The 25611-nt window shown below is 60.7% G+C and carries 27 protein-coding genes; 12 read left to right on the forward strand and 15 right to left on the reverse strand.

Going from position 1 to position 25611, the window contains the following annotated elements:
* The 6 genes from mdcC (at position 1) to mdcH (ending at position 4565) form a co-directional block, all read left to right on the forward strand.
* Positions 1–300 carry a malonate decarboxylase acyl carrier protein gene (mdcC, locus tag AB8W27_RS03425; protein ID WP_007701585.1) on the forward strand — a complete coding sequence of 100 codons (300 nt, stop codon included), beginning with the start codon at positions 1–3 and terminating at the stop codon, positions 298–300.
* Positions 293–1126 carry a biotin-independent malonate decarboxylase subunit beta gene (locus tag AB8W27_RS03430; RefSeq protein WP_041923915.1) on the forward strand — a complete coding sequence of 278 codons (834 nt, stop codon included), beginning with the start codon at positions 293–295 and terminating at the stop codon, positions 1124–1126. Before mdcC ends, AB8W27_RS03430 begins: the two co-directional genes overlap by 8 nt.
* The gene (gene mdcE, locus AB8W27_RS03435; protein ID WP_041923914.1) at positions 1126–1926 is read left to right on the forward strand and encodes a biotin-independent malonate decarboxylase subunit gamma; all 801 of its coding nucleotides are present in this window, start codon (positions 1126–1128) and stop codon (positions 1924–1926) included. The genes AB8W27_RS03430 and mdcE overlap by 1 nt, the downstream gene beginning before the upstream one ends.
* 156 nt (positions 1927–2082) lie before the next feature.
* Positions 2083–3042 (forward strand): AEC family transporter, encoded by a 960-nt coding sequence (locus AB8W27_RS03440; RefSeq protein WP_015742443.1) that lies wholly within the window; start codon positions 2083–2085, stop codon positions 3040–3042.
* A 3-nt stretch (positions 3043–3045) separates the two neighbouring features.
* Positions 3046–3666, forward strand: coding sequence for a malonate decarboxylase holo-ACP synthase (locus tag AB8W27_RS03445; protein WP_015742442.1), 621 nt, complete (start codon positions 3046–3048; stop codon positions 3664–3666).
* The gene (mdcH, locus tag AB8W27_RS03450; RefSeq protein ID WP_015742441.1) at positions 3663–4565 is read left to right on the forward strand and encodes a malonate decarboxylase subunit epsilon; all 903 of its coding nucleotides are present in this window, start codon (positions 3663–3665) and stop codon (positions 4563–4565) included. The genes AB8W27_RS03445 and mdcH overlap by 4 nt, the downstream gene beginning before the upstream one ends.
* Here the strand turns inward: mdcH and AB8W27_RS03455 are convergent.
* Positions 4562–5491, reverse strand: a complete 930-nt coding sequence (locus tag AB8W27_RS03455; RefSeq protein WP_007763994.1) for a LysR family transcriptional regulator — start codon at positions 5489–5491, stop codon at positions 4562–4564. The two genes, mdcH and AB8W27_RS03455, sit on opposite strands and share 4 nt — an antisense overlap.
* Positions 5492–5673: 182 nt before the next feature.
* Between AB8W27_RS03455 and katG the strand changes: the two genes are divergently transcribed.
* Complete coding sequence (gene katG, locus AB8W27_RS03460; RefSeq protein WP_041923913.1) at positions 5674–7860, forward strand: catalase/peroxidase HPI; 2187 nt, start codon at positions 5674–5676, stop codon at positions 7858–7860.
* A gap of 58 nt (positions 7861–7918) precedes the next feature.
* On the opposite strand, the gene AB8W27_RS03465 is transcribed toward katG, so the two are convergent.
* Entirely contained in the window at positions 7919–8233 is a 315-nt protein-coding gene (locus tag AB8W27_RS03465) for a putative quinol monooxygenase (protein ID WP_015742438.1), read from the reverse strand.
* Between the two features lie 31 nt (positions 8234–8264).
* Complete coding sequence (locus AB8W27_RS03470; protein WP_015742437.1) at positions 8265–8846, reverse strand: NAD(P)H-dependent oxidoreductase; 582 nt, start codon at positions 8844–8846, stop codon at positions 8265–8267.
* Between the two features lie 199 nt (positions 8847–9045).
* Between AB8W27_RS03470 and parC the strand changes: the two genes are divergently transcribed.
* The 3 genes from parC (at position 9046) to ftsP (ending at position 13751) form a co-directional block, all read left to right on the forward strand.
* Complete coding sequence (gene parC / locus AB8W27_RS03475; protein ID WP_015742436.1) at positions 9046–11316, forward strand: DNA topoisomerase IV subunit A; 2271 nt, start codon at positions 9046–9048, stop codon at positions 11314–11316.
* 237 nt (positions 11317–11553) lie between these two features.
* Positions 11554–12291, forward strand: coding sequence for a 1-acylglycerol-3-phosphate O-acyltransferase (locus tag AB8W27_RS03480; RefSeq protein ID WP_015742435.1), 738 nt, complete (start codon positions 11554–11556; stop codon positions 12289–12291).
* Between the two features lie 47 nt (positions 12292–12338).
* Entirely contained in the window at positions 12339–13751 is a 1413-nt protein-coding gene (gene ftsP / locus AB8W27_RS03485; RefSeq protein WP_007763988.1) for a cell division protein FtsP, read from the forward strand.
* 177 nt (positions 13752–13928) lie between these two features.
* On the opposite strand, the gene hemW is transcribed toward ftsP, so the two are convergent.
* Genes hemW through AB8W27_RS03510 form a run of 5 tightly spaced genes read right to left on the reverse strand, consistent with a single transcriptional unit; the run spans position 13929 to position 17236 of the window.
* The gene (gene hemW, locus AB8W27_RS03490; RefSeq protein ID WP_015742434.1) at positions 13929–15065 is read right to left on the reverse strand and encodes a radical SAM family heme chaperone HemW; all 1137 of its coding nucleotides are present in this window, start codon (positions 15063–15065) and stop codon (positions 13929–13931) included.
* Positions 15058–15651 (reverse strand): XTP/dITP diphosphatase, encoded by a 594-nt coding sequence (locus tag AB8W27_RS03495; protein WP_041923912.1) that lies wholly within the window; start codon positions 15649–15651, stop codon positions 15058–15060. The genes hemW and AB8W27_RS03495 overlap by 8 nt, the downstream gene beginning before the upstream one ends.
* Positions 15652–15665: 14 nt before the next feature.
* Positions 15666–15956, reverse strand: coding sequence for a DUF167 family protein YggU (yggU, locus tag AB8W27_RS03500; RefSeq protein ID WP_004385624.1), 291 nt, complete (start codon positions 15954–15956; stop codon positions 15666–15668).
* Positions 15953–16507 carry a YggT family protein gene (locus AB8W27_RS03505; protein WP_007763984.1) on the reverse strand — a complete coding sequence of 185 codons (555 nt, stop codon included), beginning with the start codon at positions 16505–16507 and terminating at the stop codon, positions 15953–15955. The genes yggU and AB8W27_RS03505 overlap by 4 nt, the downstream gene beginning before the upstream one ends.
* A 15-nt stretch (positions 16508–16522) precedes the next feature.
* Entirely contained in the window at positions 16523–17236 is a 714-nt protein-coding gene (locus tag AB8W27_RS03510) for a YggS family pyridoxal phosphate-dependent enzyme (RefSeq protein ID WP_041923911.1), read from the reverse strand.
* A 14-nt stretch (positions 17237–17250) separates the two neighbouring features.
* On the opposite strand from AB8W27_RS03510, the gene AB8W27_RS03515 reads away from it, so the two are divergent.
* Complete coding sequence (locus AB8W27_RS03515; protein ID WP_015742431.1) at positions 17251–18267, forward strand: type IV pilus twitching motility protein PilT; 1017 nt, start codon at positions 17251–17253, stop codon at positions 18265–18267.
* On the opposite strand, the gene AB8W27_RS03520 is transcribed toward AB8W27_RS03515, so the two are convergent.
* On the reverse strand, positions 18264–20522 hold the full coding sequence (locus AB8W27_RS03520; protein WP_041923910.1) for an FAD-dependent oxidoreductase: 2259 nt from the start codon (positions 20520–20522) through the stop codon (positions 18264–18266). The two genes, AB8W27_RS03515 and AB8W27_RS03520, sit on opposite strands and share 4 nt — an antisense overlap.
* A 62-nt stretch (positions 20523–20584) precedes the next feature.
* On the opposite strand from AB8W27_RS03520, the gene AB8W27_RS03525 reads away from it, so the two are divergent.
* Entirely contained in the window at positions 20585–21277 is a 693-nt protein-coding gene (locus tag AB8W27_RS03525) for an IclR family transcriptional regulator (RefSeq protein WP_015742429.1), read from the forward strand.
* Positions 21278–21437: 160 nt separating this feature from the next.
* Here the strand turns inward: AB8W27_RS03525 and ruvX are convergent, their stop codons facing one another.
* The 6 genes from ruvX to AB8W27_RS03555 form a co-directional block, all read right to left on the reverse strand.
* Complete coding sequence (gene ruvX, locus AB8W27_RS03530) at positions 21438–21854, reverse strand: Holliday junction resolvase RuvX (protein WP_015742428.1); 417 nt, start codon at positions 21852–21854, stop codon at positions 21438–21440.
* Positions 21854–22417: a YqgE/AlgH family protein gene (locus AB8W27_RS03535; protein WP_041923909.1), complete on the reverse strand. Its 564-nt coding sequence runs from the start codon at positions 22415–22417 to the stop codon at positions 21854–21856. The genes ruvX and AB8W27_RS03535 overlap by 1 nt, the downstream gene beginning before the upstream one ends.
* A 108-nt stretch (positions 22418–22525) precedes the next feature.
* A complete protein-coding gene (gene gshB, locus AB8W27_RS03540) occupies positions 22526–23473 on the reverse strand; it encodes a glutathione synthase (RefSeq protein WP_015742426.1) in 948 nt (315 codons plus the stop codon).
* Positions 23474–23485: 12 nt separating this feature from the next.
* Positions 23486–24217 (reverse strand): 16S rRNA (uracil(1498)-N(3))-methyltransferase, encoded by a 732-nt coding sequence (gene rsmE / locus AB8W27_RS03545; protein ID WP_015742425.1) that lies wholly within the window; start codon positions 24215–24217, stop codon positions 23486–23488.
* Between the two features lie 73 nt (positions 24218–24290).
* Positions 24291–24998 carry a deoxyribonuclease I gene (gene endA / locus AB8W27_RS03550; protein ID WP_041923908.1) on the reverse strand — a complete coding sequence of 236 codons (708 nt, stop codon included), beginning with the start codon at positions 24996–24998 and terminating at the stop codon, positions 24291–24293.
* 88 nt (positions 24999–25086) lie between these two features.
* Entirely contained in the window at positions 25087–25587 is a 501-nt protein-coding gene (locus tag AB8W27_RS03555) for a SprT family zinc-dependent metalloprotease (protein WP_041923907.1), read from the reverse strand.
* Positions 25588–25611: the final 24 nt, after the last annotated feature.

A 25611-nucleotide genomic window follows, 5' to 3' on the forward strand; every position in this document is an offset into this window, starting at 1 on the left:
ATGGAACAGATTACATTGTCATTCCCCGCGAGCCGCACGCTGAGCGGCAGAGCGCTGGCGGGAGTGGTCGGGTCCGGTGATATGGAAGTCCTGTTCACCGCCGACCAGCAGCAGGCGCTCAACGTCACCATCACCACATCCGTGGACAACAGCACCGCGCGCTGGAACGCGCTGTTTGACCGCCTCAACATGCAAAACGGCCTGCCGTCCGGCACGCTGATTATCCACGATTTCGGCGCGACGCCCGGCGTGGCGCGCATCCGCATCGAACAGGTTTTTGAGGAGGTCAGCCATGCGTAACGATCGCAGCTTTATCGAACTCCGGGCGCGGGACCGCGCAAAGGCGCTGCTGGATGACGGCAGCTATCGCGAACTGCTCGATCCGTTTGAGCAGGTTATGTCGCCGTGGCTTGGCAAGCAGGGCATCGTGCCGCAGGCCGACGACGGTATGGTCGTGGCGAAAGGCACGATTAACGGCCAGCCAGCCGTCGTGATCGCCATCGAAGGCACGTTCCAGGGCGGCAGTATGGGCGAGGTTTCCGGCGCGAAAATGGCCGCCGCGCTGGAGCTTGCCGCTGAAGATAACCGCAACGGCATTCCCACACAGGCGGTGCTGTGCCTTGAAACCGGCGGCGTGCGTCTGCAGGAGGCGAATCTGGGCCTCGCGGCGATTGCCGATATCCACGCGGCGATTGTTGATCTGCGCCGCTATACCCCGGTGGTCGGGATTATCGCCGGCACCGTCGGCTGCTTCGGCGGGATGTCCATCGCCGCCGCGTTATGCAGTTATCTCATCGTCACCCGCGAAGCGCGTTTAGGGCTTAACGGCCCGCAGGTTATTGAGCAGGAAGCGGGCGTGGAAGAGTACGACTCCCGCGACCGTCCGTTTATCTGGAGCATGACCGGCGGCGAAGTCCGTTATGAAAGCGGCTTTGTCGACGCGCTGGTGGGCGATGGCGTTAACGCCGTGAAAACCGCCATGAACGAGGCGATTGCCCGCGGCGTACCGCAGCAGCACCGCAGCGATAACTACGCCTGGTATCTCGACCGCCTGAGCCGTTTCGATACCGCGAAACAGGCGGACCGCGAACAGATCAAACAGCTCTTTGCCCGGGAGGAAAAATGATGACGAACACAGTAAGCCGGGGCGCCTTATGGCTTGAAAAACTCGCGCCCGACGCGCAACGTCTGCCAGGGCTTTGCCCGTCCGTACAGGTGGCCGATGCCGCATTTAACGGCGAGCCTGCGCGGTTTATCGCGGTCGTGCCGGATGCCCACAACCACTACCCGCGCGCCGCGCGTGGCGAAGTCGGGCTGCTGGAGGGCTGGACGCTCGCGAAAGTGGTCAGCGAAACGGTTAAAGAAGATGCGGATAAACCCGTGAAGCGCCCGATCGTCGCGGTGATTGACGTACCAAGCCAGGCCTATGGCCGTCGTGAAGAGGCATTTGGCATTCATCAGGCGCTGGCGGGCGCGGCGGGCGCTTATGCGAACGCGCGCCTCGCCGGACACCCGGTTATCGGGCTGATTGTCGGCAAGGCGATGTCCGGGGCGTTTCTCGCCCACGGTTACCAGGCCAACCGCCTTATCGCTTTCAACGACCAGGGCGTCATGGTGCACGCGATGGGCAAAGAATCCGCCGCGCGCATTACGCTTCGCACCGTAGACGCGCTGGAGAAACTGGCGGCGACCATCCCGCCAATGGCCTATGACGTCGCCAACTATGCGACGCTGGGTCTGCTCTCCGATCTGCTCGATATCAGCAACCCGGATGCGCCGACGGCGCAGGATCTGGCGCAGGTCAACGCCACGCTGCAACGCGCCATCGCGGATGCGCGCCAGGATCCGAGCCTGAAAACCCGCCTCGGCGCAGACAACCGCCGTAGCTCTCAGCTTGTTCGCGAACGCCTGCGCGCCAGCTGGTAAGTAATACCTAAAAAAAACCTGCCGGATAGCGGCTCCTGTGGGCGTAGCGATACGCCCATAGCGCCCCGCATCCGTAAAAAATAAAGCTCACCACCCACCTGGGTGTAAGGGCCACCATCGCACCAGTGTTGATTTTTCTTTCATTACAGGTGACTTATGACTTACGTGATTATTCATGCGCTTGCACCCATCTTCGTGATTATGCTGCTCGGCTTTATGGCGGGCAAAACCAGGATGGTCGATAACCAGAATGTGGCTCTACTCAATATCTTTGTGATGGATTTCGCGCTCCCGGCCGCGCTGTTTAGCGCTACCGTACAGACGCCGTGGGCGGGCATCGTCGCGCAAATGCCGCTGATTGTGGTGTTAGTGCTGGCGATGTGGGTCACCTACGCCGCCATCTACTTCCTGGCCGTCGGGCCGTTTAAGAAATCGCCGCAGGATGCCGCCGTGCTGACGCTCACCGTGGCGCTGCCGAACTATGCCGCGCTTGGCCTGCCGATCCTCGGCAGCGTGCTGGGCGAGGGGCCATCCACTTCGCTTTCCGTCGCCGTCTCCATTGCCTGCGGTTCGGTGCTGATGACGCCGTTCTGCCTGCTTATTCTGGAGCGTGAAAAAGCGCGCGCCAGCGGCGAAAACAGCGGCTCGACGCTCGCCATGCTGCCGGTGCTGATGTGGCGGTCGGTGAAAAAACCGATTGTCTGGGGGCCGCTGCTTGGGGTCGTGCTCTCCGCCATCGGCATCAAAATGCCGGAACTGGTGCTGGCTGCGATCAAACCGCTGGGCCTTGCCGCGACGGCCGCGGCGCTGTTCCTGACCGGCGTTATCCTCTCGGCGCGCAAGCTCAAAATCAACGCAATGGTTATCACTGCGACGATCACCAAACTGCTGATCCAGCCGTTTATCGCCTGGGGCATTGTGCTGGCGCTTGGTCTGACCGGCCCGGTGGCGGTCACGGCGATCCTGATGATTGCGCTGGCGGCGGGGTTCTTCGGCGTGGTCTTCGGCAACCGTTTCGGCGTACAGTCGCCGGACGCCGAGGCGGTGCTGCTGCTAAGCTCCGTACTCAGCATTCTCTCGCTGCCGCTGTTTATTTCCCTGACGCAAGGACTCTGACCCATGACCGACACGCCGCGCCCTCACGATCTCCTCTGGCTTAACCGTCGCGACGCGCTTCAGGGCATCGATGCGCCCTGGGTGAGCGAGCAGTGGCGCAGCCATCTGCCTGTGGTGGTGCGGCGTGATGTGAACGATAACGGGCTTATCCCCGTCGGCGTGCGCGGCGTGAAGCGTGAACAGCGCGCCGCCGGCTGGGTAAGCGCGCAGGATATCACCCGGGCGGCGACGCCCGAATCGCTCGCCTGTCTTAATACGCTGTTGCGCTCGCCGTTTGTTTCACAGCAGCCGGTGCAGGCGGCCATCCAGCTGGCCCAGCGGCAATGGCCGTGGGCGTGGGGCATTACCGGCTCTACCGGCTATGCGCTCGCCACAGAAATGCCGGTGCTGCACGCGGCAAGCGATCTGGATCTTACGATTCGCGCGCCCGCGCCCGTTGAGCCTGACGCGTTCGCCGCCTGGCAGCGTCTCGTCACACAACTGCCGTGCCGCGCCGATACGCAGGTTGAAACGCCGCTCGGCGCGTTTTCGCTGACCGAATGGCTGCGCGACGGGCGCGCGCTGTTAAAAACCAACCAGGGCGCGCGGCTCGTGCGCGACCCCTGGCGCAGGGAGGATGCATGAAGATTATTTTCACTTTTCCCGGACAGGGCACCCAGCGGCCCGGCATGTTGCAGCATCTGCCGGAAGATGACACCCGGCGGGAAGCGCGCGAGGTGCTGGGCGACGAACTGGCGACGCTCGATACGCCGGACGCGCTGCGTCACACCCGTGCCGTACAGCTCGCGCTGCTGATTGCGGGCGTCTCTTCCGCCCGCGCGCTGATGGCGCAGGGCGTGATGCCGGATATAGTCAGCGGCTTGTCCATCGGCGCGTATCCGGCGGCGGTCATTGCCGGCGCGCTCGATTTTCGCGACGCCCTGCGGCTGGTGGCGTTGCGCGGCGATGTGATGGAGCAGGCGTACCCTGAGGGCTACGGGCTGACGGCGATACTTGGCCTGCGCCTGGAGCAGGTGGAGAAACTGGCGGCGGCGCACGGCGTTTACATCGCCAATTTAAACGCCGAGACGCAGATTGTGATCGCCGGGCGCGATGAGCAGATGGCGGCGGCAGGCGAGGCGGCGCTCGCGCTCGGCGCCACGAAAGTGAACCGGCTGGCGGTCAGCGTGCCGTCGCACTGCGCGCTTTTGGATGCGCCCGCGCAACAGCTGGCGCAGGCGTTTGCGCGCGTCACGCTGCAACGCCCGCAGCGCGCTTACCTCAGCGGCAGCAGCGCCCGTGTGCTGTGGCAGCCTGAGCGTATCGCCGACGATCTCGCGTTTAATATGGCGCGCACGGTGCGCTGGCAGGAGGCGATGATCGCCGCCCGCGAGCGTGAGGCGAGGCTTGCCATTGAGATGCCGCCCGGCGGCGTGCTGACCTGCCTGACGCGCCAGGCAGGCTTTGAAGGCGAGAGTATTTCGCTGGAGCGCAGCGGCATGGCGGTGGCGCAGCATCTGGCCGCGCGGCTGCCCCGCGATTAGTTTTTGCTGAGGCTTAAGGCGTACATGCGGCACTCCGCCGCCAGCGCCAGCAGGTTAGGGTCGCGCTCGCGGCTGCGGGCGAAGACCAGCGCAATCTGCTGGCGCATCTGGTAAGGCTCCGCCAGCTTCAGCAGTTGCAGGTCGTTTTCATACAGTTTTTTCATGCGACCTGGCACCAGCGAGAAGCCCACGCCCGCCTGCACCAGGCTCAGCATGGAGAAAATATCATTCACCCGCGTGACGATATCCGGCTCGAACCCTGCCACGTGGAACGCCTCCTGAAAACCGGCGTAGGTGGCGAATCCTTCCGCCAGCGAGACGAATTTGCGGTCTTTATAGTGGCGCAAATCGGCCTCGCGGCGGGTATCGAGCGTCTCTGACGCCGGGGCCGCCAGATAGATATCGTCGTGAAACAGCGGCGTCACTTCCAGCGTTTTGCGGTCAATCTGCGCTTCTGAAACGGAAATCAGGATCGCATCCAGTCCGTTGTCCTCCAGCATATTCAGCAGCACCTGGTTAGATCCCATCGTCAGATCGAGTTCCAGTTCCGGGCGGCGCAGCTTCATACCCATCAGCAGACGCGGCACCGTTTCCAGCGTGAGCGAATAGAGCGTGCCGACCCGCAGCCGTCCAAGACCGACGCCCGCCGCGCGCCGCGTCTCTTCAATGCCGCGCACCATCAGACCGATCGCCTCCTGGCAATACTCCAGCAGCGTTTCGGCGGCAGGCAGCGCCACCAGGCTGCGGCCCTTGTGGACGAACAACGGGCAACGCAGTCCTTCTTCCAGACTGTGCAGCGCGCGGTGCACGCTGACGGCGCTTACGCCCAGCGCCTCGGCGGTACGGGCGATGTTTCCCTTCTCCATAAACGCCATAAAGATAGAGAGCTTGCGAAACGTGATGTCGTCGTCGATGGCTAATTTCATGCGGGCACGGTCTTGAGGAACGGGATCAGGAAGCTTAACGGCTGGGGACGGCGGGGTAAACCTCCATCGGACGCGGTTCATTTCTAAGCAAGGCACAGGCTATCGAATCCGTAGATTAATACAGGTAGGACTTATCAATCGGCGAGGCTATCGTAGCGGTAAAACGGAACACGGAGCGAAACATGAGTACGCCATCTGAACAACACAATACGTTATCTGCGGGGAAATGCCCGTTCCATCAGGGCAACAGCAACCAAAGCGCGGGCGGCGGCACCGCCAGCCGCGACTGGTGGCCGAATCAACTGCGCGTGGAGCTGTTGAACCAACACTCAAACCGCACCAACCCGCTGGGCGAAGATTTTAACTACCGTAAGGCGTTCAGCGAGCTGGATTATGCGGCGCTGAAAGGCGATCTGAAAGCGCTGTTAACCGATTCCCAGCCGTGGTGGCCTGCCGACTGGGGCAGCTACACCGGGCTTTTCATCCGCATGGCGTGGCACAGCGCGGGCACCTACCGCTCCGCTGACGGGCGCGGCGGCGCCGGTCGCGGGCAGCAGCGTTTCGCGCCGTTAAACTCCTGGCCGGATAACGTAAGCCTCGATAAAGCGCGTCGCCTGCTGTGGCCGGTGAAACAGAAATATGGCCAGAAAATCTCCTGGGCTGACCTGTTTATCCTCGCCGGCAACGTGGCGCTGGAAAATTCCGGGTTCCGCACTTTTGGTTTCGGGGCCGGGCGTGAAGACGTCTGGGAGCCGGATATGGACGTCAACTGGGGCGATGAGAAGAACTGGCTTGAGCATCGCCACCCGGAATCGCTGGCGCAGGCGCCGCTTGGCGCGACTGAAATGGGCCTTATCTACGTCAACCCGGAAGGGCCGAACCACAGCGGCGACCCGGCCTCCGCCGCGCCCGCCATTCGCGCAACGTTCGGCAACATGGGCATGAACGATGAAGAGACCGTGGCGCTGATCGCAGGCGGCCATACGCTCGGCAAAACCCACGGGGCCGCGGCGGCGGACCACGTCGGCGTCGATCCGGAGGCCGCGCCTATTGAAGCGCAGGGCCTCGGCTGGCACAGCAACTTTGGCAGCGGCGCAGGGGCGGATGCCATTACTTCCGGCCTGGAAGTGACCTGGACGCAGACGCCGACCCAGTGGAGCAACTACTTCTTCGAGAACCTGTTCAAATATGAATGGGTGCAGACCCGCAGCCCGGCAGGCGCCATTCAGTTTGAAGCGGTCGACGCGCCGGAGATCATTCCAGACCCGTTCGATCCGTCGAAAAAACGTAAGCCGACCATGCTGGTGACCGACCTGACGCTGCGTTTCGACCCGGAATTCGAGAAAATTTCGCGTCGTTTCCTTAACGACCCGCAGGCGTTCAATGAAGCCTTCGCCCGCGCCTGGTATAAGCTGACGCACCGCGATATGGGGCCGAAAGCGCGCTATATCGGCCCGGAAGTGCCGAAAGAAGATCTGATTTGGCAGGACCCGTTACCGGCGGCGATTTATCAGCCGACGCAGGCGGATATCGACAGCCTGAAAGCGGAGATCGCCAGCGCCGGTTTAACGGTAAGCGAGCTGGTATCCGTCGCCTGGGCGTCTGCCTCCACCTTCCGCGGCGGCGATAAACGCGGCGGCGCTAACGGCGCGCGTCTGGCGCTCGCTCCGCAGCGCGACTGGGAAGTAAACGCCTCAGCCGCGCGTGCGCTGGCGACGCTTGAAGCTATCCAGCGCGCCGCGAACAAAGCGTCGCTCGCTGATATCATTGTGCTGGCAGGCGCGGTGGGCGTTGAGCAGGCCGCGAAAGCCGCAGGCGTTGAGATTACCGTGCCGTTCGCGCCGGGCCGTGTCGATGCGCGTCAGGATCAGACCGACGTGGCGCTGTTCGAATTCCTGAAACCGAAAGCCGATGGTTTCCGTAACTATCGCGGCGTGCGCAGCAGTACCCCGACCGAGTCGCTGCTTATCGACAAAGCGCAGCAGCTGACGCTGACCGCGCCGGAACTTACCGTACTGGTGGGCGGGATGCGTGCGATGGGCGCGAACTATGACGCCAGCGCGCACGGCGTGTTCACGGACCGCGTGGGCGTGCTCAGCACCGATTTCTTCGTCAATCTGCTGGATATGCGTTACGAGTGGAAAGCGACCGACGCAATGGCTGAGGTGTTTGAAGGACGCGATCGCGAGAGCGGCGAAGTGAAATTCACGGCGACCCGCGCGGATCTGGTGTTTGGCTCTAACGCGATTCTGCGCGCTGTCGCGGAAGTCTATGCCAGTGATGATGCCCGCGAGAAATTCGTGAAGGATTTCGTGGCGGCCTGGACCAAAGTCATGAACCTGGACCGCTTCGATCTTCAGTCAGCGTAAGCGGCTAACAAAAAAGGCGATGAATCTTCATCGCCTTTTTTTATGCGCATCTTCAGCGTCAGACGCCGCTTTCCAGAATGCGAATGGTGGTATCCAGCACATCGCCTTTTACCGCGTCACGAAAGCCCAGCATATGTGGCGTTTCCAGATGCGCTTTTAAGTGCGCGGCGCTGGCCCACTGTTCCACCATCACGATGGAATCCGGCGCGCTGGTCTGAAAATCAAGACCCGTGGCGCTGTCCACCATCGGCGCGTAGCCGTGGCAACCCGCTTCCGCCAGCACCGCTGGAATGATCTTCTTGAACTCTTCCAGTACCGCCTGACGGTGGTGCGCGCCAGGACGGGTACGAATTTCTGCTATAACTGTCAGCATGGTTAACTCCTTTTGTAAAACCGTCTGACAGTTAAGCAAAAATTTTCGCCAGATGCTCGCGATATTCCGCAATGTGGCGCGCCACGTCCGGCATTTTAATCACGTCGTTGGCGATATACGTCGGCAGCGCGGTCAGGCCCAGAAACTCGTTCGCCTTGTGGAACGGCAGGTAAACGCCATCCACGCCCACGCCGTGGAAGAACTGATCTTTCTCGGTGAACGCTTCCAGCGGCGCGTTCCAGGTGAGCGACAGCATATATTTTTTGCCCTGAATCAGTCCGCCGGAGCCATACTTTTTCGAGGCGTCGGAGCGGGTGCGGCCATCGCTGGCGTACAGCGCGCCGTGGCCTTCGGTAAAGACATCGTCGATATACTTTTTCACGGTCCAGGGCGCGCCCATCCACCAGCCTGGCATCTGATAAATAATGACGTCGGCCCAGAGGTATTTCTGCACTTCCTCTTTAGCGTCATACTCGCCGTCTGCGCGGGTGACCTTTACATCATGCCCAACGTCGCGCAGGTAACTCTCCGCGACCTCAGTCAGGGTGTCGTTAAGCTGGCCTTTGGAGTGGGCGAATTCTTTCGCGCCGTTAATGATAAGTACGTTGCTCATTATTTGTCCTCTAATTATCGCGTTTGTCATGAATATTACCGTATCGGGCGATGCGGTAATATTGGCAAAAAGCGCAAAGACTTTTGCACTATAAGCAACAATCAACCCTGCTGTGACTCGGCGACGCAGATAGGGTACTATCGGCGGCAATATTGCCGTTTCCCCGCGTACGGCCAGCATTTCTGAGGAATAACGAGTAATGAGTGACTTAACTCACGATGGTGCAGAGCGCCTCGCGCTGCATGAATTCACGGAAAACGCCTATCTGAACTACTCCATGTACGTCATCATGGATCGCGCGCTGCCGTTTATCGGCGACGGGCTTAAGCCTGTTCAACGCCGCATCGTCTATGCCATGTCGGAACTGGGGTTGAATGCCAGCGCCAAATTCAAAAAATCCGCCCGTACCGTGGGTGACGTGCTGGGTAAATATCACCCGCACGGCGACAGCGCCTGCTATGAAGCGATGGTGCTGATGGCGCAGCCGTTCTCGTACCGTTACCCGCTGGTGGACGGGCAGGGGAACTGGGGCGCGCCGGACGATCCGAAATCCTTCGCGGCGATGCGTTACACCGAATCGCGTCTCTCTAAATATGCCGAAGTGCTGCTGGGCGAGCTGGGCCAGGGCACTGTGGATTATGTCCCGAACTTCGACGGGACGCTGAACGAGCCGAAAATGCTGCCGGCGCGCCTGCCGAACATTCTGCTGAACGGCACCACGGGCATCGCGGTGGGTATGGCGACGGATATTCCGCCGCACAACCTGCGTGAAGTGGCTAAAGCGGCCGTCAGCCTTATCGACAGCCCGAAAACCACGCTTGATGAACTGCTGGATATCGTGCAGGGCCCGGATTACCCGACCGAAGCGGAAATCATTACCTCCCGCGCTGAAATCCGCAAAATCTACCAGAGCGGCCGCGGCTCGGTGCGTATGCGCGCCGTGTGGAAGAAAGAAGACGGCGCGGTGGTTATTTCCGCGCTGCCGCATCAGGTGTCCGGCGCCCGCGTGCTGGAGCAGATTGCAAGCCAGATGCGCGCCAAAAAGCTGCCGATGGTCGATGACCTGCGCGATGAGTCCGATCACGAGAACCCGACGCGTCTGGTTATCGTGCCGCGCTCTAACCGCGTGGATATGGATCAGGTGATGAACCACCTGTTCGCCACCACCGATCTGGAAAAAAGCTACCGCATTAACCTCAACATGATTGGGCTTGATGGCCGCCCGGCGGTGAAAAACCTGCTGGAGATCCTCACCGAATGGCTGGTGTTCCGTCGCGATACGGTGCGCCGCCGTCTGAACTATCGCCTCGATAAAGTCATGCGTCGCCTGCATATCCTGGAAGGTTTGCTGGTCGCGTTCCTCAATATCGACGAAGTGATTGAGATTATCCGCGGCGAAGATGAGCCGAAGCCGGTGCTGATGAGCCGTTTCGGCATCAGCGAAACGCAGGCGGAAGCTATCCTCGAACTTAAACTGCGCCATCTCGCGAAGCTTGAAGAGATGAAGATCCGCGGCGAGCAGAGCGATCTGGAAAAAGAACGCGATCAGCTCCAGGGCATTCTCGCCTCCGAGCGCAAAATGAATACTCTCCTGAAAAAAGAGATCCAGGCGGATGCCGACGCGTACGGCGACGATCGCCGCTCGCCGCTGCATGAGCGTGAAGAAGCGAAAGCGATGAGCGAGCATGACATGTTGCCGTCCGAGCCGGTCACTATCGTACTCTCCCAGATGGGCTGGGTGCGCAGCGCCAAAGGCCACGACATCGACGCCAAAGCGCTGAGTTATAAAGCAGGCGACAACTGGCTCTCGTCAGCGAAAGGCAAAACCAACCAGCCGGTGGTGTTTATCGACTCCACGGGCCGCAGCTACGCGCTGGATCCGGTATCGCTGCCGTCGGCGCGCGGTCAGGGCGAGCCGCTTACCGGCAAACTGACGCTGCCGCCAGGCGCGGTAGTGGAACATATGCTGATGACCGGCGAAGATCAGAAGCTCCTGATGGCCTCTGACGCGGGTTACGGTTTTGTCTGCACCTTCAACGATCTGGTGGCGCGCAACCGCGCCGGTAAAGCGCTGATTACGCTGCCGGAAAACGCGCATGTGCTCAAACCGCTGGAAATTGAACATGACGACGATATGCTGCTCGCCATTACGGCGGCGGGGCGTATGCTGATGTTCCCGGTGGCCGATCTCCCGCAGCTCTCCAAAGGCAAGGGCAACAAAATTATCTCGATTCCTTCCGCCGATGCGGCGAAGGGCGACGATAAGCTTGCCTATCTCACCATCCTGCCGCCGCAGAGCACCGTGACGCTGCATGTCGGCAAGCGCAAGATCAAACTGCGCCCGGAAGAGTTGCAAAAAGTGCATGGCGAACGCGGGCGTCGCGGTACGCTGATGCGCGGCTTACAACGCATCGACAGCGTCGAAGTGGACGCCCCGTCGCGCCCGAAAGCTGACGACGGCGAGGCGTAATCCCCCGAATACCGGCGTACGCATCGCCGCCGCGCTTTCTGTGATTATCTGCAGGCAGCGCGGCGCCTCGCTTGCGTAATTTTCCCGCCCACGCCATTGTTTGTTTGCGCGTGACGCATAAAAATAAGTGTTTGAGTCTGCTCAACATCATGAGCCGCCAGGGATGCCTGACCGTGAGCGGTGTGTTTTCCGTTAAAGCCGTTATACTGGTCCGCGGCTGCGGCTTCAGAGGTAGTTATGTTATCGATCGTTCGAATGATTATTGTGGTTCTCTACAGTATTGTGGTCTCTGTTCTGGGCTGTATCTGGTGTCTCTTCAGCCCGCGTAATCCGCGCCATGTGGCGACGTTTGGCCATCTGTTCGGCCGTCTTTCCACCGTGTTCGGCCTGAAGGTGGAGCTGCGTAAGCCGCAGGGCGCCGAAAACTACGGCAACGCGATTTACATCGGCAACCACCAGAACAACTACGACATGGTGACGGCGTCGAAAATCGTTCAGCCGCCGACCGTGACCGTCGGCAAAAAAAGCCTGATTTGGATCCCGTTCTTCGGCCAGCTCTACTGGCTGACCGGCAACCTGCTTATCGACCGTAATAACCGCAGCAAGGCGCACAGCACCATCGCCGAAGTGGTGGAGCAGTTCCGCAAGCGCGATATCTCCATCTGGATGTTTCCGGAAGGCACCCGTAGCCGCGGGCGCGGCCTGATGCCGTTTAAAACCGGCGCGTTTCATGCCGCTATCGCCGCTGGCGTGCCGATTATTCCGGTCTGTGTTTCCAATACCCATGGTAAAATCAAGCTCAACCGTTGGAACAACGGTCTGGTCATCGTCGAAATGTTACCGCCTGTTGACACCCAGGGTTGGGGAAAAGAACAGGTACGGGAACTTGCCGCCCACTGCCGCCAGCTGATGGAAGAGAAAATCGTCCAGCTGGATAAAGAAGTGGCCGAGCGCGAAGCCGCTGGCAAGATCTGAGACTGACGGGCAGACCGTCATTCATTACCCGTTTTCATGGAGCAACTATGTCACTCAGTCGGCGTCAGTTTATTCAGGCATCGGGCGCTGCGCTTTGCGCGGGCGCGGTGCCGCTGAGGGCGCATGCCGCAGGCCAGCAACAGGCGCTGCCGGTGCCGCCGCTGCTGGAGTCGCGCCGCGGCCAGCCGCTGTTTCTGACGCTCTCTCGCGCCCACTGGTCTTTCGTGCCGGGCACCCGCGCGCAGGTCTGGGGTTTCAATGGCCGCTATATGGGCCCGACTATCCGCGTCTGGAGCGGCGATGACGTCAAGCTTATCTACAGCAATCGTCTGCAAGAAAATGTCGCCATGACGGTGAGCGGGCTGCAAGTGCCGGGGCCGCTGATGGGCGGCGCGGCGCGCATGATGTCGCCAGGCGCCGACTGGGCGCCGGTGCTGCCGGTACGCCAGGCCTCCGCGACGCTCTGGTATCACGCCAATACGCCCAACCGCACCGGCCAGCAGGTCTATAACGGCCTTGCGGGCATGTGGCTGGTGGAAGACGCCGTGAGCAAAGCGCTGCCAGTGCCGAACCACTATGGCGTTGACGATTTCCCGGTCATTATTCAGGACAAGCGCCTCGACAATTTCGGCACGCCGGAATACAGCGAGCCGGGCAGCGGCGGTTTTGTCGGCGATACGCTGCTGGTGAACGGCGCGCAGAGCCCGTATGTGGAAGTCTCGCGCGGCTGGGTGCGTCTGCGGTTGCTGAACGCCTCTAACGCGCGCCGCTATCTGCTGCAGATGAGCGATGGCCGCCCGCTGCACGTGATCGCAGGCGATCAGGGGTTTCTGCCCGCGCCGGTTTCAGTCAAACAGCTGGCGCTGGCGCCCGGCGAGCGCCGCGAAGTGCTCATTGATATGACCAACGGCGATGAGGTCTCGATGACCTGCGGCGAAGCGGCGTCGATCATGGATCGTATTCGCGGAATTTTCGAGCCCTCCAGCATTCTCATCTCCACACTGGTGCTGACGCTGCGGCCCACCGGCCTGTTGCCGCTGGTAACGGATACGCTGCCGATGCGTCTGCTGCCGGATGAGATTATCAACGGCGCGCCGGTGCGTAGCCGCGAGATTACCTTAAGCGACGATCCGGGCATTAACGGTCAGCTGTGGGATATGAAGCGTACCGACGTGCAAACCCAGCAGGGCGCGTGGGAGCGCTGGACGGTGCGTTCCGATATGCCGCAGTCGTTCCATATGGAAGGCGTGAGTTTTCTTATCCGCAGCGTGAATGGCGCCGCGCCGTTCCCGGAAGATCGCGGGTGGAAGGATACGGTGTGGGTGGATGGTCAGGTGGAGCTGCTGGTGTATTTCAGCCAGCCCTCGTGGGAGCATTTCCCGTTCCTCTATTCGAGCCAGACGCTGGAGATGGCCGACCGCGGTTCGGTGGGGCAGATGGTTGTGAACCCGGCGCCGTAAGTCGTCCGATGGATGTAAAAAAGCCGCTGCGAAGCGGCTTTTTTGTGTCCGGGGGCATGACGCCAGTGGGTGGTAAACGGTGGATGCGCTGCGCTTATCCGCCCTACAACACCCTTTCCAGGCTCGTAGGGCGGGTAAGCTCCGCGCACCCGCCATATGCAGCCACGCCAGAGCCCGCTACTCTGCCAGGAATAACTCCAGCAGCGAGTTAAGAAACAGCTTACCGTGCTCGGTTATCTGCCAGCTCTCCGGCGTTTCCGCCAGATAATTCAGCGCAATCGCCTCGTCAATCTGCGGGCGAATCGCGGCTTCACTAAGCCCCGTATAACGTGCAAACTCGGCGCGCGGCGCAGGCTCCAGCAGGCGAAAACGGTTCATGAAAAACTCGAACGGCTTATCCTGCGTCTCAACCTCATGCTGTTTATCCAGGTAATTACCGGTCATATAGCCGCGCGGGTGACGGGTTTTCGCGGTACGCAAAATACACCCGTCCGCCAGCGTTATTTTACCGTGCGCGCCGCAGCCGATCCCCAGATAATCCCCGAAGCGCCAGTAATTCAGGTTGTGCTGGCACTGATAACCCGGTTTCGCGTAGGCCGACGTTTCATACTGCTCATACCCGGCGGCGGTCAGCAACTGATGGCCCTGCTCGAAAATATCCCACAGCGCGTCGTCGTCAGGCAGCACTGGCGGGCGTGAGCCAAACAGCGTATTTGGTTCGATGGTCAACTGATACCAGGACAGATGCGGCGGGTTCAGCGCGATCGCCTGGCGCAAATCATCAAGCGCCTCTTCCAGCGACTGATCCGGCAGGCCGTGCATCAAATCGAGGTTAAAGCTGCGAAGCCCGAGACCGCTGGCGAGACGCGCCGCGCGCTTCGCCTCTTCCGGCCCGTGAACACGGCCAAGACGCGCGAGTTTCGGCTCGCTGAAGCTCTGCACGCCGATAGAAATGCGGTTCACGCCTGCGCGCTGATACTCCACAAAGCGGTCAGCCTCCACGGTGCCAGGGTTGGCTTCCATCGTGATTTCAGCATCCGACGCGAGCGCAAGCCGCGCCCGCACGCCGTCCAACAAGGTTTGCATCGCGGGGCCGGAAAGCAGGCTCGGCGTGCCGCCGCCGATGAAAATCGTCTTCACCTCGCGGCCCTGCGCCCAGGGGGCGTCGTTATCCAGATCGCTTAACAGATGCTGGACATAATCGTCATGCGGCACTTCGCCCTTGAGCGCGTGGGAATTGAAGTCGCAATAAGGGCACTTCTGCACGCACCAGGGGATATGGATATAAAGACTTAAGGGTGGCAAATCAGCCATTACGCATTGCTTCCAGTAATAATTTCAGCGCCTGCCCGCGGTGGGAAATCGCGCTTTTCTCTTCACGCGTCAGCTCGGCGGCGGTTTTGCCAAGCGTGGGGATAAAGAAAATCGGGTCGTAGCCAAAACCGCCCTGGCCTGCCGGCGCGCGGGTGATAACGCCAGACCAGACGCCGTGGAAAACCAGCGGCGTCGGATCGTCGGCATGGCGCATATAGACCAGCACACAGTGGAACTGCGCCTGGCGCTGCTCGTCCGGCACGTCGTGTAACGCCACCAGCAGCTTTTCCAGGTTCTCCTGATCGCTGGCATCACTGCCCGCGTAACGCGCGGAGTAGATCCCCGGCGCGCCGCCAAGCGCATCCACAGAGAGGCCGGAATCGTCGGCGATTGCCGCAAAGCCGGTGACCTGGGCTGCGTGACGCGCTTTCAGGATCGCGTTTTCGATAAACGTCAGGCCGGTTTCTTCGGCGGACTCGACGCCAAGCTCGGTCTGCGCCACGACATCCAGCCCAAACTCCTGCAGCAATGAGGCGAGTTCGCGCACTTTACCGGCGTTGCCGGTCGCGAGGACAACTTTCTGCATAGCGTAATCCTGTATTAGTCGGTGACAGCCGCAACTTCCGTTGGGATCTGTTGGGGTTCGATGATTTTGACTTGCTTATGACGGCCCAGTTCGCCTTTTTCAATTACCACCTGGCTTTTGGCCACGCGGAACTGTTTCGCGAGATACTTCACCAGGTGGGCGTTCGCCTGGCCGTCAACCGGCGGGGCGGTGATGGCGACTTTTAGCTCGTCGCCATGTAAACCAATAATGCTGTCGCGGCTGGCCTTCGGCTGGATATACAGCCGTAACACCAGCCCGTCGACGGTTTTACTTACGGCACTCACAGCAAATACCACAGCCTCGGGAAGAGATCCATGCCGAGGTAGTTCAGCAGATAGAGCAGAATGATGACGCCCATGGCGGAAAAATCGATGCCGCCCATGGCCGGAAGAATACGGCGGATCGGCGCCATCAGCGGCTCGGTGAGCTGAATCAGCACAAACTCAATCGGGCTGCGGCCCTGGCTTACCCAGCTCATCAGCGAGCGGATAATAATCACCCAGAAGACCAGCAGACCTGCGGATTTCAGCAGCGACAGCAGGCCTACCACCAGGTTAAACGGATCAAGCGACAGCCCGCCCGACTGAATCAACAGCAGCAGCGGGAATTTCAGCGTCGAGAGAATAAACGCCACCAGCAGCGACGAAGTGTCGATCGGCCCTATTGACGGAATGATACGACGCAGCGGGCCTATCACCGGCTGGGTAAATTTCACTACCGTCTGGGCGAGCGGGTTATAAAAATCGCAGCGCGACCACTGCATCCAGATGCGCAGCAGCAGCACCATCACATACAGTTCGATCAGGGTTTTGACCAGGAAAGTCAACGTCAGCATGGCATTCCTCAGAAGTTAATGTTGAGCGGCGCGGGCGTAATCGCGCGCGCCGAAAATCGCGGTACCAATGCGCACCATCGTGCTGCCAGCGGCGATGGCGGCTTCCATATCATCGCTCATGCCGAGCGAAAGCGTGTCTACCGTCGGGTAGCGCGCTTTAAGCGCCGTGAAGGCCGCCGCCATCTCACGCGCGACGGCAAACTGGCGCGCATACTCCTTTTCCGGCGCCGGAATGGCCATCAGCCCGCGCAGCCGCAGACGCGGCAGCGCCGCTATCTGCTCTGCAAGCGTATCCAGCTCGCTTAAGGCGATGCCGGATTTGCTCTGTTCGTCGCTGATATTAACCTGAATCAGCACGTTAAGCGGCGTCATTTCGTCGGGGCGCTGTTCATTCAGGCGAGTGGCGATGCGCAGCCTGTCGACCGTATGGCACCAGTCGAAATGCTCCGCCACCAGACGGCTTTTGTTGGACTGCAACGGACCGATAAAGTGCCACGTCAGCCCTTCCACGCCCGCGTCGCGGAAATGGAGGATCTTTTCCACACCCTCCTGCACATAGTTTTCACCGAATTCACGCTGCCCGGCGGCGATCGCTTCTGCTATCGCGCTCGCAGGTTTTGTTTTACTCACTGCAAGCAGCGTAACTTCTTCTGGAGCCCGGCCGCAGCGTTGTGCAGCCGCTGAGATCTTTTGCCGAACCTGCGTTAAGTTGCGTTCTGTCTCACTCATGGTAGGGAAGCTATATGGAAATGGATGAATTAGTGGCGCTTAGTGTAAAGCATAACGTTTCGGATCTACACCTGTGTAGCGAGCTACCGGCGCGCTGGCGCAGGCAGGGGCGGCTGGAGCCGCTGCCTGATGCCGTCCCGAAGCCGGAGAACCTGCTGGCGCGCTGGCTCGACGACGCCCATCAGCGCGAGCTTGCCGAACGGGGGCAGACCGATTTCGCAGTTAGTCTTGCAGGCGGCGTGCGGCTGCGCGGCAATGCGTTTCGCCAGATGCAGGGGGTGTCGCTGGTATTGCGCCTGCTGCCGCGAGGCTGCCCCAGGCTTGAAGCGCTCGGCGTGCCCGCAGCGGTGCCAGAGCTATTGACGATGCCGGATGGCCTGATGCTGGTCACAGGGGCGACCGGCAGCGGCAAATCGACGACGCTCGCCGCGATGGTCGGCTACCTGAATGAGACGCTCGACGGCCATATTCTGACGCTTGAAGATCCGGTCGAGTTTTGTCATCAACCGGCGCGCTGTCTTATCCAGCAGCGTGAAATCGGCACGCACTGCCAAAGCTTCAGCGACGGCCTGCGCGGCGCGCTGCGTGAAGATCCGGATGTCATTTTGCTGGGGGAGCTGCGCGACAGCGAAACCATCCGGCTGGCGCTTACGGCGGCGGAGACCGGCCATCTGGTGATGGCGACGCTGCATACGCGCGGCGCGGCGCAGGCCGTCGAGCGGCTGGTGGATGTCTTTCCTGCTGATGAACAGAATAAAGTCCGCAGCCAGTTGGCGGGCAGCCTGAAAGCGGTGCTGGCGCAAAAGCTGGTGCCGGACGTTCAGGGCGGCAGAACGGCGCTGCATGAACTTCTCATCAATACGCCCGCCGTGGCGAATCTTATCCGCGAGGGGAAAACGCACCAGCTGCCGGGCCTGATGGAAACCGGCCAGCAGCAGGGGATGCAAACCTTCGCGCAAAGCGTGGCGATGCGTCTGAACGAAGGCAAACTGGCGCTGCAAAAAGACGCCAGCGCCGGGCACTGGTGTTAACGTACATGGAGCGCGTAAAGCGCGGGCAGGGCGCCTGCGGTGCTGACGATCTCAAGACGTATTACGCTCGCCTTACGTGGCGCGTCGAGGCGGTGTTCGCAGACGGCATGATGGTTCTCCGTCACCTCCGCCAGCAGCGTCTCATCGGCCCAGAGCCGGTAATGCGTGACGCAGTGGGGCGTGACGGCGCAGTCGTGCCCCATCTGGACGGTTTCCATCGCATTATCAAAATCGTTATCGAAAATCAGCGTCAACGCCCCGAACGCGTGCGGCTGCGTCCAGTGCCACTCAACGGTGGGCTGACTGTCGTCCGCGGCGGGCACCCAGGCGTTGGTTTGTTGTTCGGGCCGCAGACGACCGTTAAGCAGGTTTTCCGGCGGATAACAGCGCAGCGGCGCGTCGAGGCGCAGCGCAGGCATGATTTGATGCGGACGACGTCGCGGTAGCCAGAAGTCGAACTCGTCCACGCCGAAATCGCCTTCTGCGACCTGGCGCGAGCGTTTGGCGACGCGCGCGTTAAGGCTGTTAAAGACCATCATAACGCCCGGCAGGGGCTGCGCGCTGAGCGCCATCTCGATGGCCTCGCACCGATCGAAAACAATAAATACATAGCTGTCCTGCTCGGCAGTATGACGCAGCGCCACCCGGTACGGCGCGGCGTCGTGAACCTCCAGCTCGCACTCGTCGAGCCAGCGCTCCGGCGTATAGTTGCCGGGTTTGTGGCTGGTGAGAAGCTGAACGCGCAGGCGCTGTGGGGCGCGCGCCCGCAACGTGAAGTGCAGTGTCAGCAGCGACTGCCCGGCCCGCAGCGGCAACAGCAGCGCAGTGCGGGCCGACAGCGGCTCCCATTCGCCGTTCGGCGCGAGCTCGGTAAGCTGGTATTCACTGCTGACGCGAAGCCGCGCGCCGCGCGCCGGATCGTCCAGCCGCTGGCGGGGAATGTAACAGCCTGTCGCCTGCAAATGCTGTTGCAGCTCGGCGATGCGTTCGCGCGCCGCCAGCTGGCGTGGAGTAAGCGTCTGCTGATGGCAGAGCGCCGCCGCCCGGCCGACCACTTCACCCAGCAGCCCGCAGGTGCACATCACGCGGGCGCTGCCGAAGGCGACGTGCGACGCCGAGATAAGCCGCCCGGTCAGGAACAGGTTATCCAGCGAGCGGCTGTAGAGGCTGCGCCAGGGGATGGTATAGGTGCCTTTGCTGTGAAACTGACGGCAGCCGTCGTGGGTGCTGTAGACGCCATCTGCCGGGTGCAGGTCGATAGACCAGCCCCCGTAAGCTACGGCGTCGTAATGGTCGCGCTGCTCGATAATATCCTGCTGACAGAGCAGGTGATCGCCCATAAACCGGCGGCTCTCGCGTTTGCCAGGAATGGTGCCGACCCACTCGATCGTCAGGTTTTCCGCATCCGGAAACTGCCCGGAGTTTTTAATATGGTCCCAGACGCCCCAGACAATTTTCCACAGCTCCCATTTGATCTCCTCGCTCTGGTGGACAGTATCAAGGCGACCGCCCCATTCGAGCCACCAGAGATCGCAGCCGTTAAGCGTCGAAGTAAGGCGCTGGTAGCGCGGAATATCGGTTATCTCTTTCAGCGCAAACGACGGCGGGACGAAGCGCACCGGCTCGCGGGTCTGTTTGGTGTAGAAGTAAATCGAGTGCCCGAGCTTGTGCCCGAAGCTGTCGCCGGGCGCCATTTTTTCGCCGAGTTCGTCCGCCTCTTCCGCGCCGACGCGAAACTCGGCGCCGGCAAGATAACCCAGTACGCCGTCGCCGGTGGCGTCGCAAAACTGTGTGGCGCTAAGGGTGTAGATGGTTTCATTAATCGCGTTAAAGCCGCGGACGCGCGCAATCCGCTGGCCGTTACAGGCGACCTCAAAGATCGCGGTGTTGAGCAACAGCGTCAGTCCTGGCTGCGAGCGGGCGAGATCCAGCAGCACCAGATCGAACATCACCGGGTTGCCCTCTTTGTTACGCCAGAGGTTTTCTTCCAGTATTTCGCCCATAATGCCGCCTTCGCGCGCCCAGCGGTTGTTGTTACCCATATGCGATGTCGCGCCGTTGGCCCACAGCCGCACTTCGCTGGAGGCGTTGCCGCCCAGCACCGGCCTATCCTGTACCAGGATAACCTGCAATCCGTCGCGGGCGGCCGCCAGCGCGGCGCACAAGCCAGCGAGACCGCCGCCTGCCACCAGCAGATCGGCGTGGAGATGTTCTTCAGGGAAGGTCCGGTCAGCGCTGCGGGGAAAGACGTTCATAAACTTGTATCCTTCTTAACTGGCATTACACTCATGACATTGTCATGCAACGGGACTTCGCTATGTCTTCACAACCCAACCAGAGCCTGATTGATGGGATCCGCTGCCTGCAGTACCTGGTCTCCAGCGATCGGGCCATCGGTTGTCGTGAACTGGCCCGACTGATGGGCATCAACACCACACGCGTCAACCGCCTGCTGATGACAATGGCCTCTATCGGCCTCACCATGCAGGATGAGCAGCGGCGTTATCTGCCCGGTCCTGGTATTCACGCTCTGGCGGCACAGGCCATTCGCGGCTCCGCCCTCTTCTCCCATGCTCTGCCGCTGCTTGAGCGACACGCCCCAAAAGACGTGGTAGTGGCGCTGGGCGTGCTCTGGGAAGATCAAATCATCTACATTTACCACTCCACGCCCGGCAGCCAGATGAGCCAGGCGCTGGCGGGTTTCCGTATGCTGCCCGCCTGGCAGTCGGTCATCGGCATGTCGCTGCTGGCGGCGGAAACCGACGAGGCGCTGGAAGCGCGCTTTACACCTGAACAGTGGGCCCAGCTGGCGCCTCACGTGGCGCAACAGCGCGAGCGTGGTCTGGTTATCTGGCGCCACGACGACGGCGAAGTGTCGATGGCGAAACCGCTTGGCATGCACAACGCCGCGGTGGCGCTGGCCGGTATGTGGAACATCAGCAATCCTGAAATCCACTCTCGCCTTGAGCAGCTCAACGATCTGGCCGCGCGGCTGATGAAACCGGTCTGATGCCCACTGGTTATGTTTCTTTTATAGAAACGTTTAGCGGGGCGGGCAAAGGCGGCGCCTGAGAAGTGTGATCCGGGGCAGATTCATAAGCGGAAATAAAGGAATTTAGGCGGGTAAGAGAAAAATAAACGCAGCGCCAGGCGACGCTGCGAGTCATGTATTAGCCGTGTTGCTCGAAGTAGCTTTCCAGAATGACGACCGCGGAGGCGGAGTCCACGCTACCTTTGTTCAGCGCGCGAAAACCACCGCGCTCAAAAAGCCCGGCGCGGGCTTCAACAGTGCTGAGGCGTTCATCGTGCAGCGTGACTTTTATACCGAAGCGACCATGCAGCCTGTTGGCGAATGTACGCGCGCGCGACGTCAGCGGTTGTTCGGTGCCGTCCATGTTCAGCGGCAGGCCGACGATGACGTCGTCCGGTTGCCACTCTTTCAGCAGCCGCTCAATGATTGTCCAGTCCGGGTTGCCGTTTTGCGCTTTGATCGCATTCAGCGGGCGGGCGGTGGCGGTCACACGCTGTCCAATCGCCACGCCGATACTTTTCGTGCCAAAATCGAAGGCCAGCAGGGTGCCGCTCATTACGCGTGCCCCGCTTCGCCTGGCATGGTGTGAATGTCGATGCCGATAAGCTTCGCAGCCTCGCGCCAGCGGTCGGCGATGGGCGTGCGGAACAGGATATTCAGATCCGCCGGCGCCGTGAGCCAGGCGTTTTCCAGGATCTCTTCTTCAAGCTGGCCTTTCTCCCACGAAGAATAGCCGAGCGCCACCAGCACGTCATCGGGCTGTTCGGCGGTGCCGAGCGTTTCCAGCACGTCGCGCGAAGTGGTGATGACCGTGTTATCGGAGATACGGATGCTGGAGGAGAACGCATCCGGCGGCGTATGGAGAATAAAACCGCGGTCTTCGGCCAGCGGGCCGCCGAGAAACACGGGCTTGTCGAGACGGATCGCCGGGTCGCGCGGCTCCGGCGTGATTTTCAGTTTCTGAAGAACACCTTCAACCTGCAGATTTTCCAGAGGTTTGTTAATGATAAGGCCCATCGCGCCTTCATCGTTGTATTCGCAGATATACACCACGGAACGGCGGAACAGCGGGTCCTGAAGGGCCGGCATGGCAATGAGAAAATGATGCTGTAAATTCATCGTCAAAAGTTCTGTAGTCCTGGTTGGAAAATCGGCAGATTCAGTATGCGGGGAAAGTGGCGAACTGTCACCCCCGGCGGGGGGCGGGAGCGACCCCGCCCGAAAGGCTTACTTAGCGAGGCGTTTTTCGATGGCGTCCATCAGCATGCCGGTAATGGAAACCGGGTACTGCGCTTCGATTTCGCGCACGCAGGTGGGGCTGGTGACGTTAATTTCCGTCAGCTTGTCGCCGATGATATCGAGACCCACAAAAATCAGGCCTTTTGCTTTCAGCGTCGGCCCGACGCGACGGGCGATTTCCCAGTCGCTGTCCGTCAGCGGACGCGGTTCGCCACGACCGCCGGCCGCCAGGTTGCCGCGGGTTTCGCCGCCCTGCGGAATGCGCGCAAGGCAGTAAGGCACCGGCTCGCCGTCCACGACCAGTACGCGCTTGTCGCCGTCTTTAATCGCCGGCAGGTAGTTTTGCGCCATGCAGTAGCGGCTACCAAGCACCGTCAGGGTTTCCGCAATAACGGAAAGGTTCGGGTCGCCTTCTTTCACGCGGAAAATCGACGCGCCGCCCATGCCGTCCAGCGGTTTTAAGATGATATCGCCATGTTTTTCCCAGAAGGCTTTCAGCTGCGCTTTGTTGCGCGTCACCAGCGTATGCGGGGTGAGATCGGCAAACCACGCGGTGAAGAGTTTCTCATTGCAGTCGCGCAGGCTCTGGGGCTTGTTGACGATAAGCGTGCCTTTCTCTTCGGCGCGCTCAAGGATGTACGTGGCGTAGATGAATTCGGTGTCGAACGGCGGATCTTTACGCATCAGCACGACGTCGAGATCGGCCAGCGCAATATCCTGCTCGGTGCCGAACTCATACCATTTGTCGTAATTCTGCTCGACGCTCACCAGACGCGTGCGGGCGCGGCCTTCGCCGTTATTGAGGTACAGATCCGCCATCTCCATATAGTGGAGTTCATAGCCGCGGCGCTGGGCTTCCAGCAGCATGGCGAAGCTGGAATCTTTTTTGATATTGATGTTTGCGATGGGGTCCATCACGATGCCGAGCTTGATCATTATTTTTCTCCTTTAGCCCAGATCGCCAAAGCGCACCTGCAGTGCGGTGATGGCGGTGAGCGCAGTGGTCTCTGTGCGCAAAACGCGTGGTCCTAACAGGATATCAGTAAATTGATAACGTGCGGTCATGGCAATTTCGTCGGCCGACAGGCCGCCTTCCGGGCCAATCAGCAGACGCACGCGCTCAACGGGCTGCGGCAGCGTGTTAATGCTGTGCGCGGCGCGCGGGTGGAGATTGAGCTTCAGGCCGGTATCCGGCTCGGCGCACCAGGCTTCCAGATCCATCGCCGGGCGGATTTCCGGCACCACGTTGCGTCCGCACTGCTCGCAGGCGGCGATCGCGATTTTCTGCCACTGCTGCAGCTTTTTATTAAGGCGCTCTTCATCAAGCTTAACGCCGCAGCGCTCGGAGAAGAGCGGGGTGATCACACTGACGCCAAGTTCAATTGACTTCTGGATGGTGAACTCCATCTTCTCGCCGCGCGACATCACCTGGCCGAGATGTAAAAAGAGCGGTGATTCACGGTTCGCCTCTTCGGCGCTCACCACATTGACCAGAACGCTTTTTTTATTCGCCTGGGTGATTTCAGCGGCAAACACCTGGTTGCTGCCGTCGAACAGCTGCAGCGCCTGGCCTGCGCTCATGCGCAGCACCCGGCCTACGTGATTCGCGGCGTCTTCATCAAGAGCGATTTCAGACCCGACGACTAACGGCTCGGGGTGATAGATGCGGGGAATTCGCATGGGCATTTTCCGGTAAACGGGCTTGCGGCATCGCGCGGCAAGCCCTGCGTTAACAATTGCCCGGTAGTGTAGGTTAGCGGTTTTGCCCCTGGCAAGCCTGCTGTACGTAAGGGTTATGGTTGCCCTGAACCCTGGCGATGCGTTCATCGCGGGTACATTCCCACGCGCTCACCGGGTAGAGCTTGTCCCAGGCCTCGAAAAGCTGCGTCTGGGCGCGCGACAGGTTGAGCTGATATTTATCGCGCATATAGAAATAGGTGCGCGCGATAGCGCCGCGGGCGCGGGCAGGCGGCTCGGCCTGTTTATTTTTAAAGTCGACTTTCATTTCGCACTGGCCGTACTGGCCCTCACCGCCGCGCCACTGGCTGTAGAGGAAATTGCCGCGATCGCCGTTCACCTCGCCGACGGCAGGTTGCAGGTTATGAAGGTCGGTTTCCATTTCTCGATAGACCGGGTCTTTATCGCAGTTTTTCCGCCCGCCATCCTGCCAGCACTGGCGCTGGTGGCCGAACTGCCACGCGGGCACGACATGTTCCCATTCGATGCGCGAGGCGCGGTTTTCGTTTTTACGTACCTGATAGCCGCAGGCTTTGAGATCGGGGAGGCCTTTTTTGCCCTGCCAGGTAATCGGGCAGCCGCAGTAGAAATCGCCGGGCGCGTCGGCGTTGATTTTCACGCCAGCCGCTTTGGCCTGGCTGAAACTATGAATGCCGGACGCCAGCGCGGCGGGCGCGGCAAAGGCGACGCACAGCGCCGCCGCCAGTGTAATTTTGCGAGACATCTTCCAGCTCCTTGTCCGAAGGTGTTCGCAACGTAACGAAGGCGGGCGCCGGAAGCAATCGGTTATTGCCAGAAATTTCCTGAAGGCGTCAGCTTTCCGCGACCAGCGTGTCGCCGCAGCGCACGCAGCGGTACTGGGTTTCGCCGCGCACGACGCGGTTATGACGGCGGACGGTGAGCTGATGCTGCTGGCAGCGACAGCGGTAGGGGAAGGTATTGGCGCGCACTGAATCGAGCTCAAACTGATGCGTGCGGCGCGCCGGGACGCCGAGCACGCTTTCCATCATCCATTTCCACTCTTTGCCGTGCGGCGGCACGCGGCCGAAGTGTTTCCACACCAGCAGGTGCGCCAGCTCATGCGGCACCACTTCATTAATGAATGCCTGCTGATTTTCCATCAGCAGTACCGGGTTTAAGCGGATTTCATAGCTTTCTAGCCAGGCGGTGCCCGCTGCGGTGCCGCGCTGCTGATAAACCAGTTTCGGCTCCGGGTAGTGACGAGCCAGTTTGAGGTTGGCGCGCGCGAGCGCATCACGCAGGCTGCGCATAACGGCCTGTTGAATGGCGATGGGAAGACGTGGGGTTTTCATAGCGAGAGGATAGAACCGAAGACG

This window comes from Cronobacter turicensis (assembly GCF_041222865.1).
Lineage (GTDB): Bacteria > Pseudomonadota > Gammaproteobacteria > Enterobacterales > Enterobacteriaceae > Cronobacter > Cronobacter turicensis.

What these genes read in the sequence shown, in the direction of transcription:
- mdcC (WP_007701585.1), top strand. Translation starts at nt 1, where the DNA reads ATGGAACAGATTACATTGTCATTCCCCGCGAGCCGCACGCTGAGCGGC.
- AB8W27_RS03430 (WP_041923915.1), top strand. Translation starts at nt 293, where the DNA reads ATGCGTAACGATCGCAGCTTTATCGAACTCCGGGCGCGGGACCGCGCA.
- mdcE (WP_041923914.1), top strand. Translation starts at nt 1,126, where the DNA reads ATGACGAACACAGTAAGCCGGGGCGCCTTATGGCTTGAAAAACTCGCG.
- AB8W27_RS03440 (WP_015742443.1), top strand. Translation starts at nt 2,083, where the DNA reads ATGACTTACGTGATTATTCATGCGCTTGCACCCATCTTCGTGATTATG.
- AB8W27_RS03445 (WP_015742442.1), top strand. Translation starts at nt 3,046, where the DNA reads ATGACCGACACGCCGCGCCCTCACGATCTCCTCTGGCTTAACCGTCGC.
- mdcH (WP_015742441.1), top strand. Translation starts at nt 3,663, where the DNA reads ATGAAGATTATTTTCACTTTTCCCGGACAGGGCACCCAGCGGCCCGGC.
- AB8W27_RS03455 (WP_007763994.1), bottom strand. Translation starts at nt 5,491, where the DNA reads ATGAAATTAGCCATCGACGACGACATCACGTTTCGCAAGCTCTCTATC.
- katG (WP_041923913.1), top strand. Translation starts at nt 5,674, where the DNA reads ATGAGTACGCCATCTGAACAACACAATACGTTATCTGCGGGGAAATGC.
- AB8W27_RS03465 (WP_015742438.1), bottom strand. Translation starts at nt 8,233, where the DNA reads ATGCTGACAGTTATAGCAGAAATTCGTACCCGTCCTGGCGCGCACCAC.
- AB8W27_RS03470 (WP_015742437.1), bottom strand. Translation starts at nt 8,846, where the DNA reads ATGAGCAACGTACTTATCATTAACGGCGCGAAAGAATTCGCCCACTCC.
- parC (WP_015742436.1), top strand. Translation starts at nt 9,046, where the DNA reads ATGAGTGACTTAACTCACGATGGTGCAGAGCGCCTCGCGCTGCATGAA.
- AB8W27_RS03480 (WP_015742435.1), top strand. Translation starts at nt 11,554, where the DNA reads ATGTTATCGATCGTTCGAATGATTATTGTGGTTCTCTACAGTATTGTG.
- ftsP (WP_007763988.1), top strand. Translation starts at nt 12,339, where the DNA reads ATGTCACTCAGTCGGCGTCAGTTTATTCAGGCATCGGGCGCTGCGCTT.
- hemW (WP_015742434.1), bottom strand. Translation starts at nt 15,065, where the DNA reads ATGGCTGATTTGCCACCCTTAAGTCTTTATATCCATATCCCCTGGTGC.
- AB8W27_RS03495 (WP_041923912.1), bottom strand. Translation starts at nt 15,651, where the DNA reads ATGCAGAAAGTTGTCCTCGCGACCGGCAACGCCGGTAAAGTGCGCGAA.
- AB8W27_RS03505 (WP_007763984.1), bottom strand. Translation starts at nt 16,507, where the DNA reads ATGCTGACGTTGACTTTCCTGGTCAAAACCCTGATCGAACTGTATGTG.
- AB8W27_RS03510 (WP_041923911.1), bottom strand. Translation starts at nt 17,236, where the DNA reads ATGAGTGAGACAGAACGCAACTTAACGCAGGTTCGGCAAAAGATCTCA.
- AB8W27_RS03515 (WP_015742431.1), top strand. Translation starts at nt 17,251, where the DNA reads ATGGAAATGGATGAATTAGTGGCGCTTAGTGTAAAGCATAACGTTTCG.
- AB8W27_RS03520 (WP_041923910.1), bottom strand. Translation starts at nt 20,522, where the DNA reads ATGAACGTCTTTCCCCGCAGCGCTGACCGGACCTTCCCTGAAGAACAT.
- AB8W27_RS03525 (WP_015742429.1), top strand. Translation starts at nt 20,585, where the DNA reads ATGTCTTCACAACCCAACCAGAGCCTGATTGATGGGATCCGCTGCCTG.
- ruvX (WP_015742428.1), bottom strand. Translation starts at nt 21,854, where the DNA reads ATGAGCGGCACCCTGCTGGCCTTCGATTTTGGCACGAAAAGTATCGGC.
- AB8W27_RS03535 (WP_041923909.1), bottom strand. Translation starts at nt 22,417, where the DNA reads ATGAATTTACAGCATCATTTTCTCATTGCCATGCCGGCCCTTCAGGAC.
- gshB (WP_015742426.1), bottom strand. Translation starts at nt 23,473, where the DNA reads ATGATCAAGCTCGGCATCGTGATGGACCCCATCGCAAACATCAATATC.
- rsmE (WP_015742425.1), bottom strand. Translation starts at nt 24,217, where the DNA reads ATGCGAATTCCCCGCATCTATCACCCCGAGCCGTTAGTCGTCGGGTCT.
- endA (WP_041923908.1), bottom strand. Translation starts at nt 24,998, where the DNA reads ATGTCTCGCAAAATTACACTGGCGGCGGCGCTGTGCGTCGCCTTTGCC.
- AB8W27_RS03555 (WP_041923907.1), bottom strand. Translation starts at nt 25,587, where the DNA reads ATGAAAACCCCACGTCTTCCCATCGCCATTCAACAGGCCGTTATGCGC.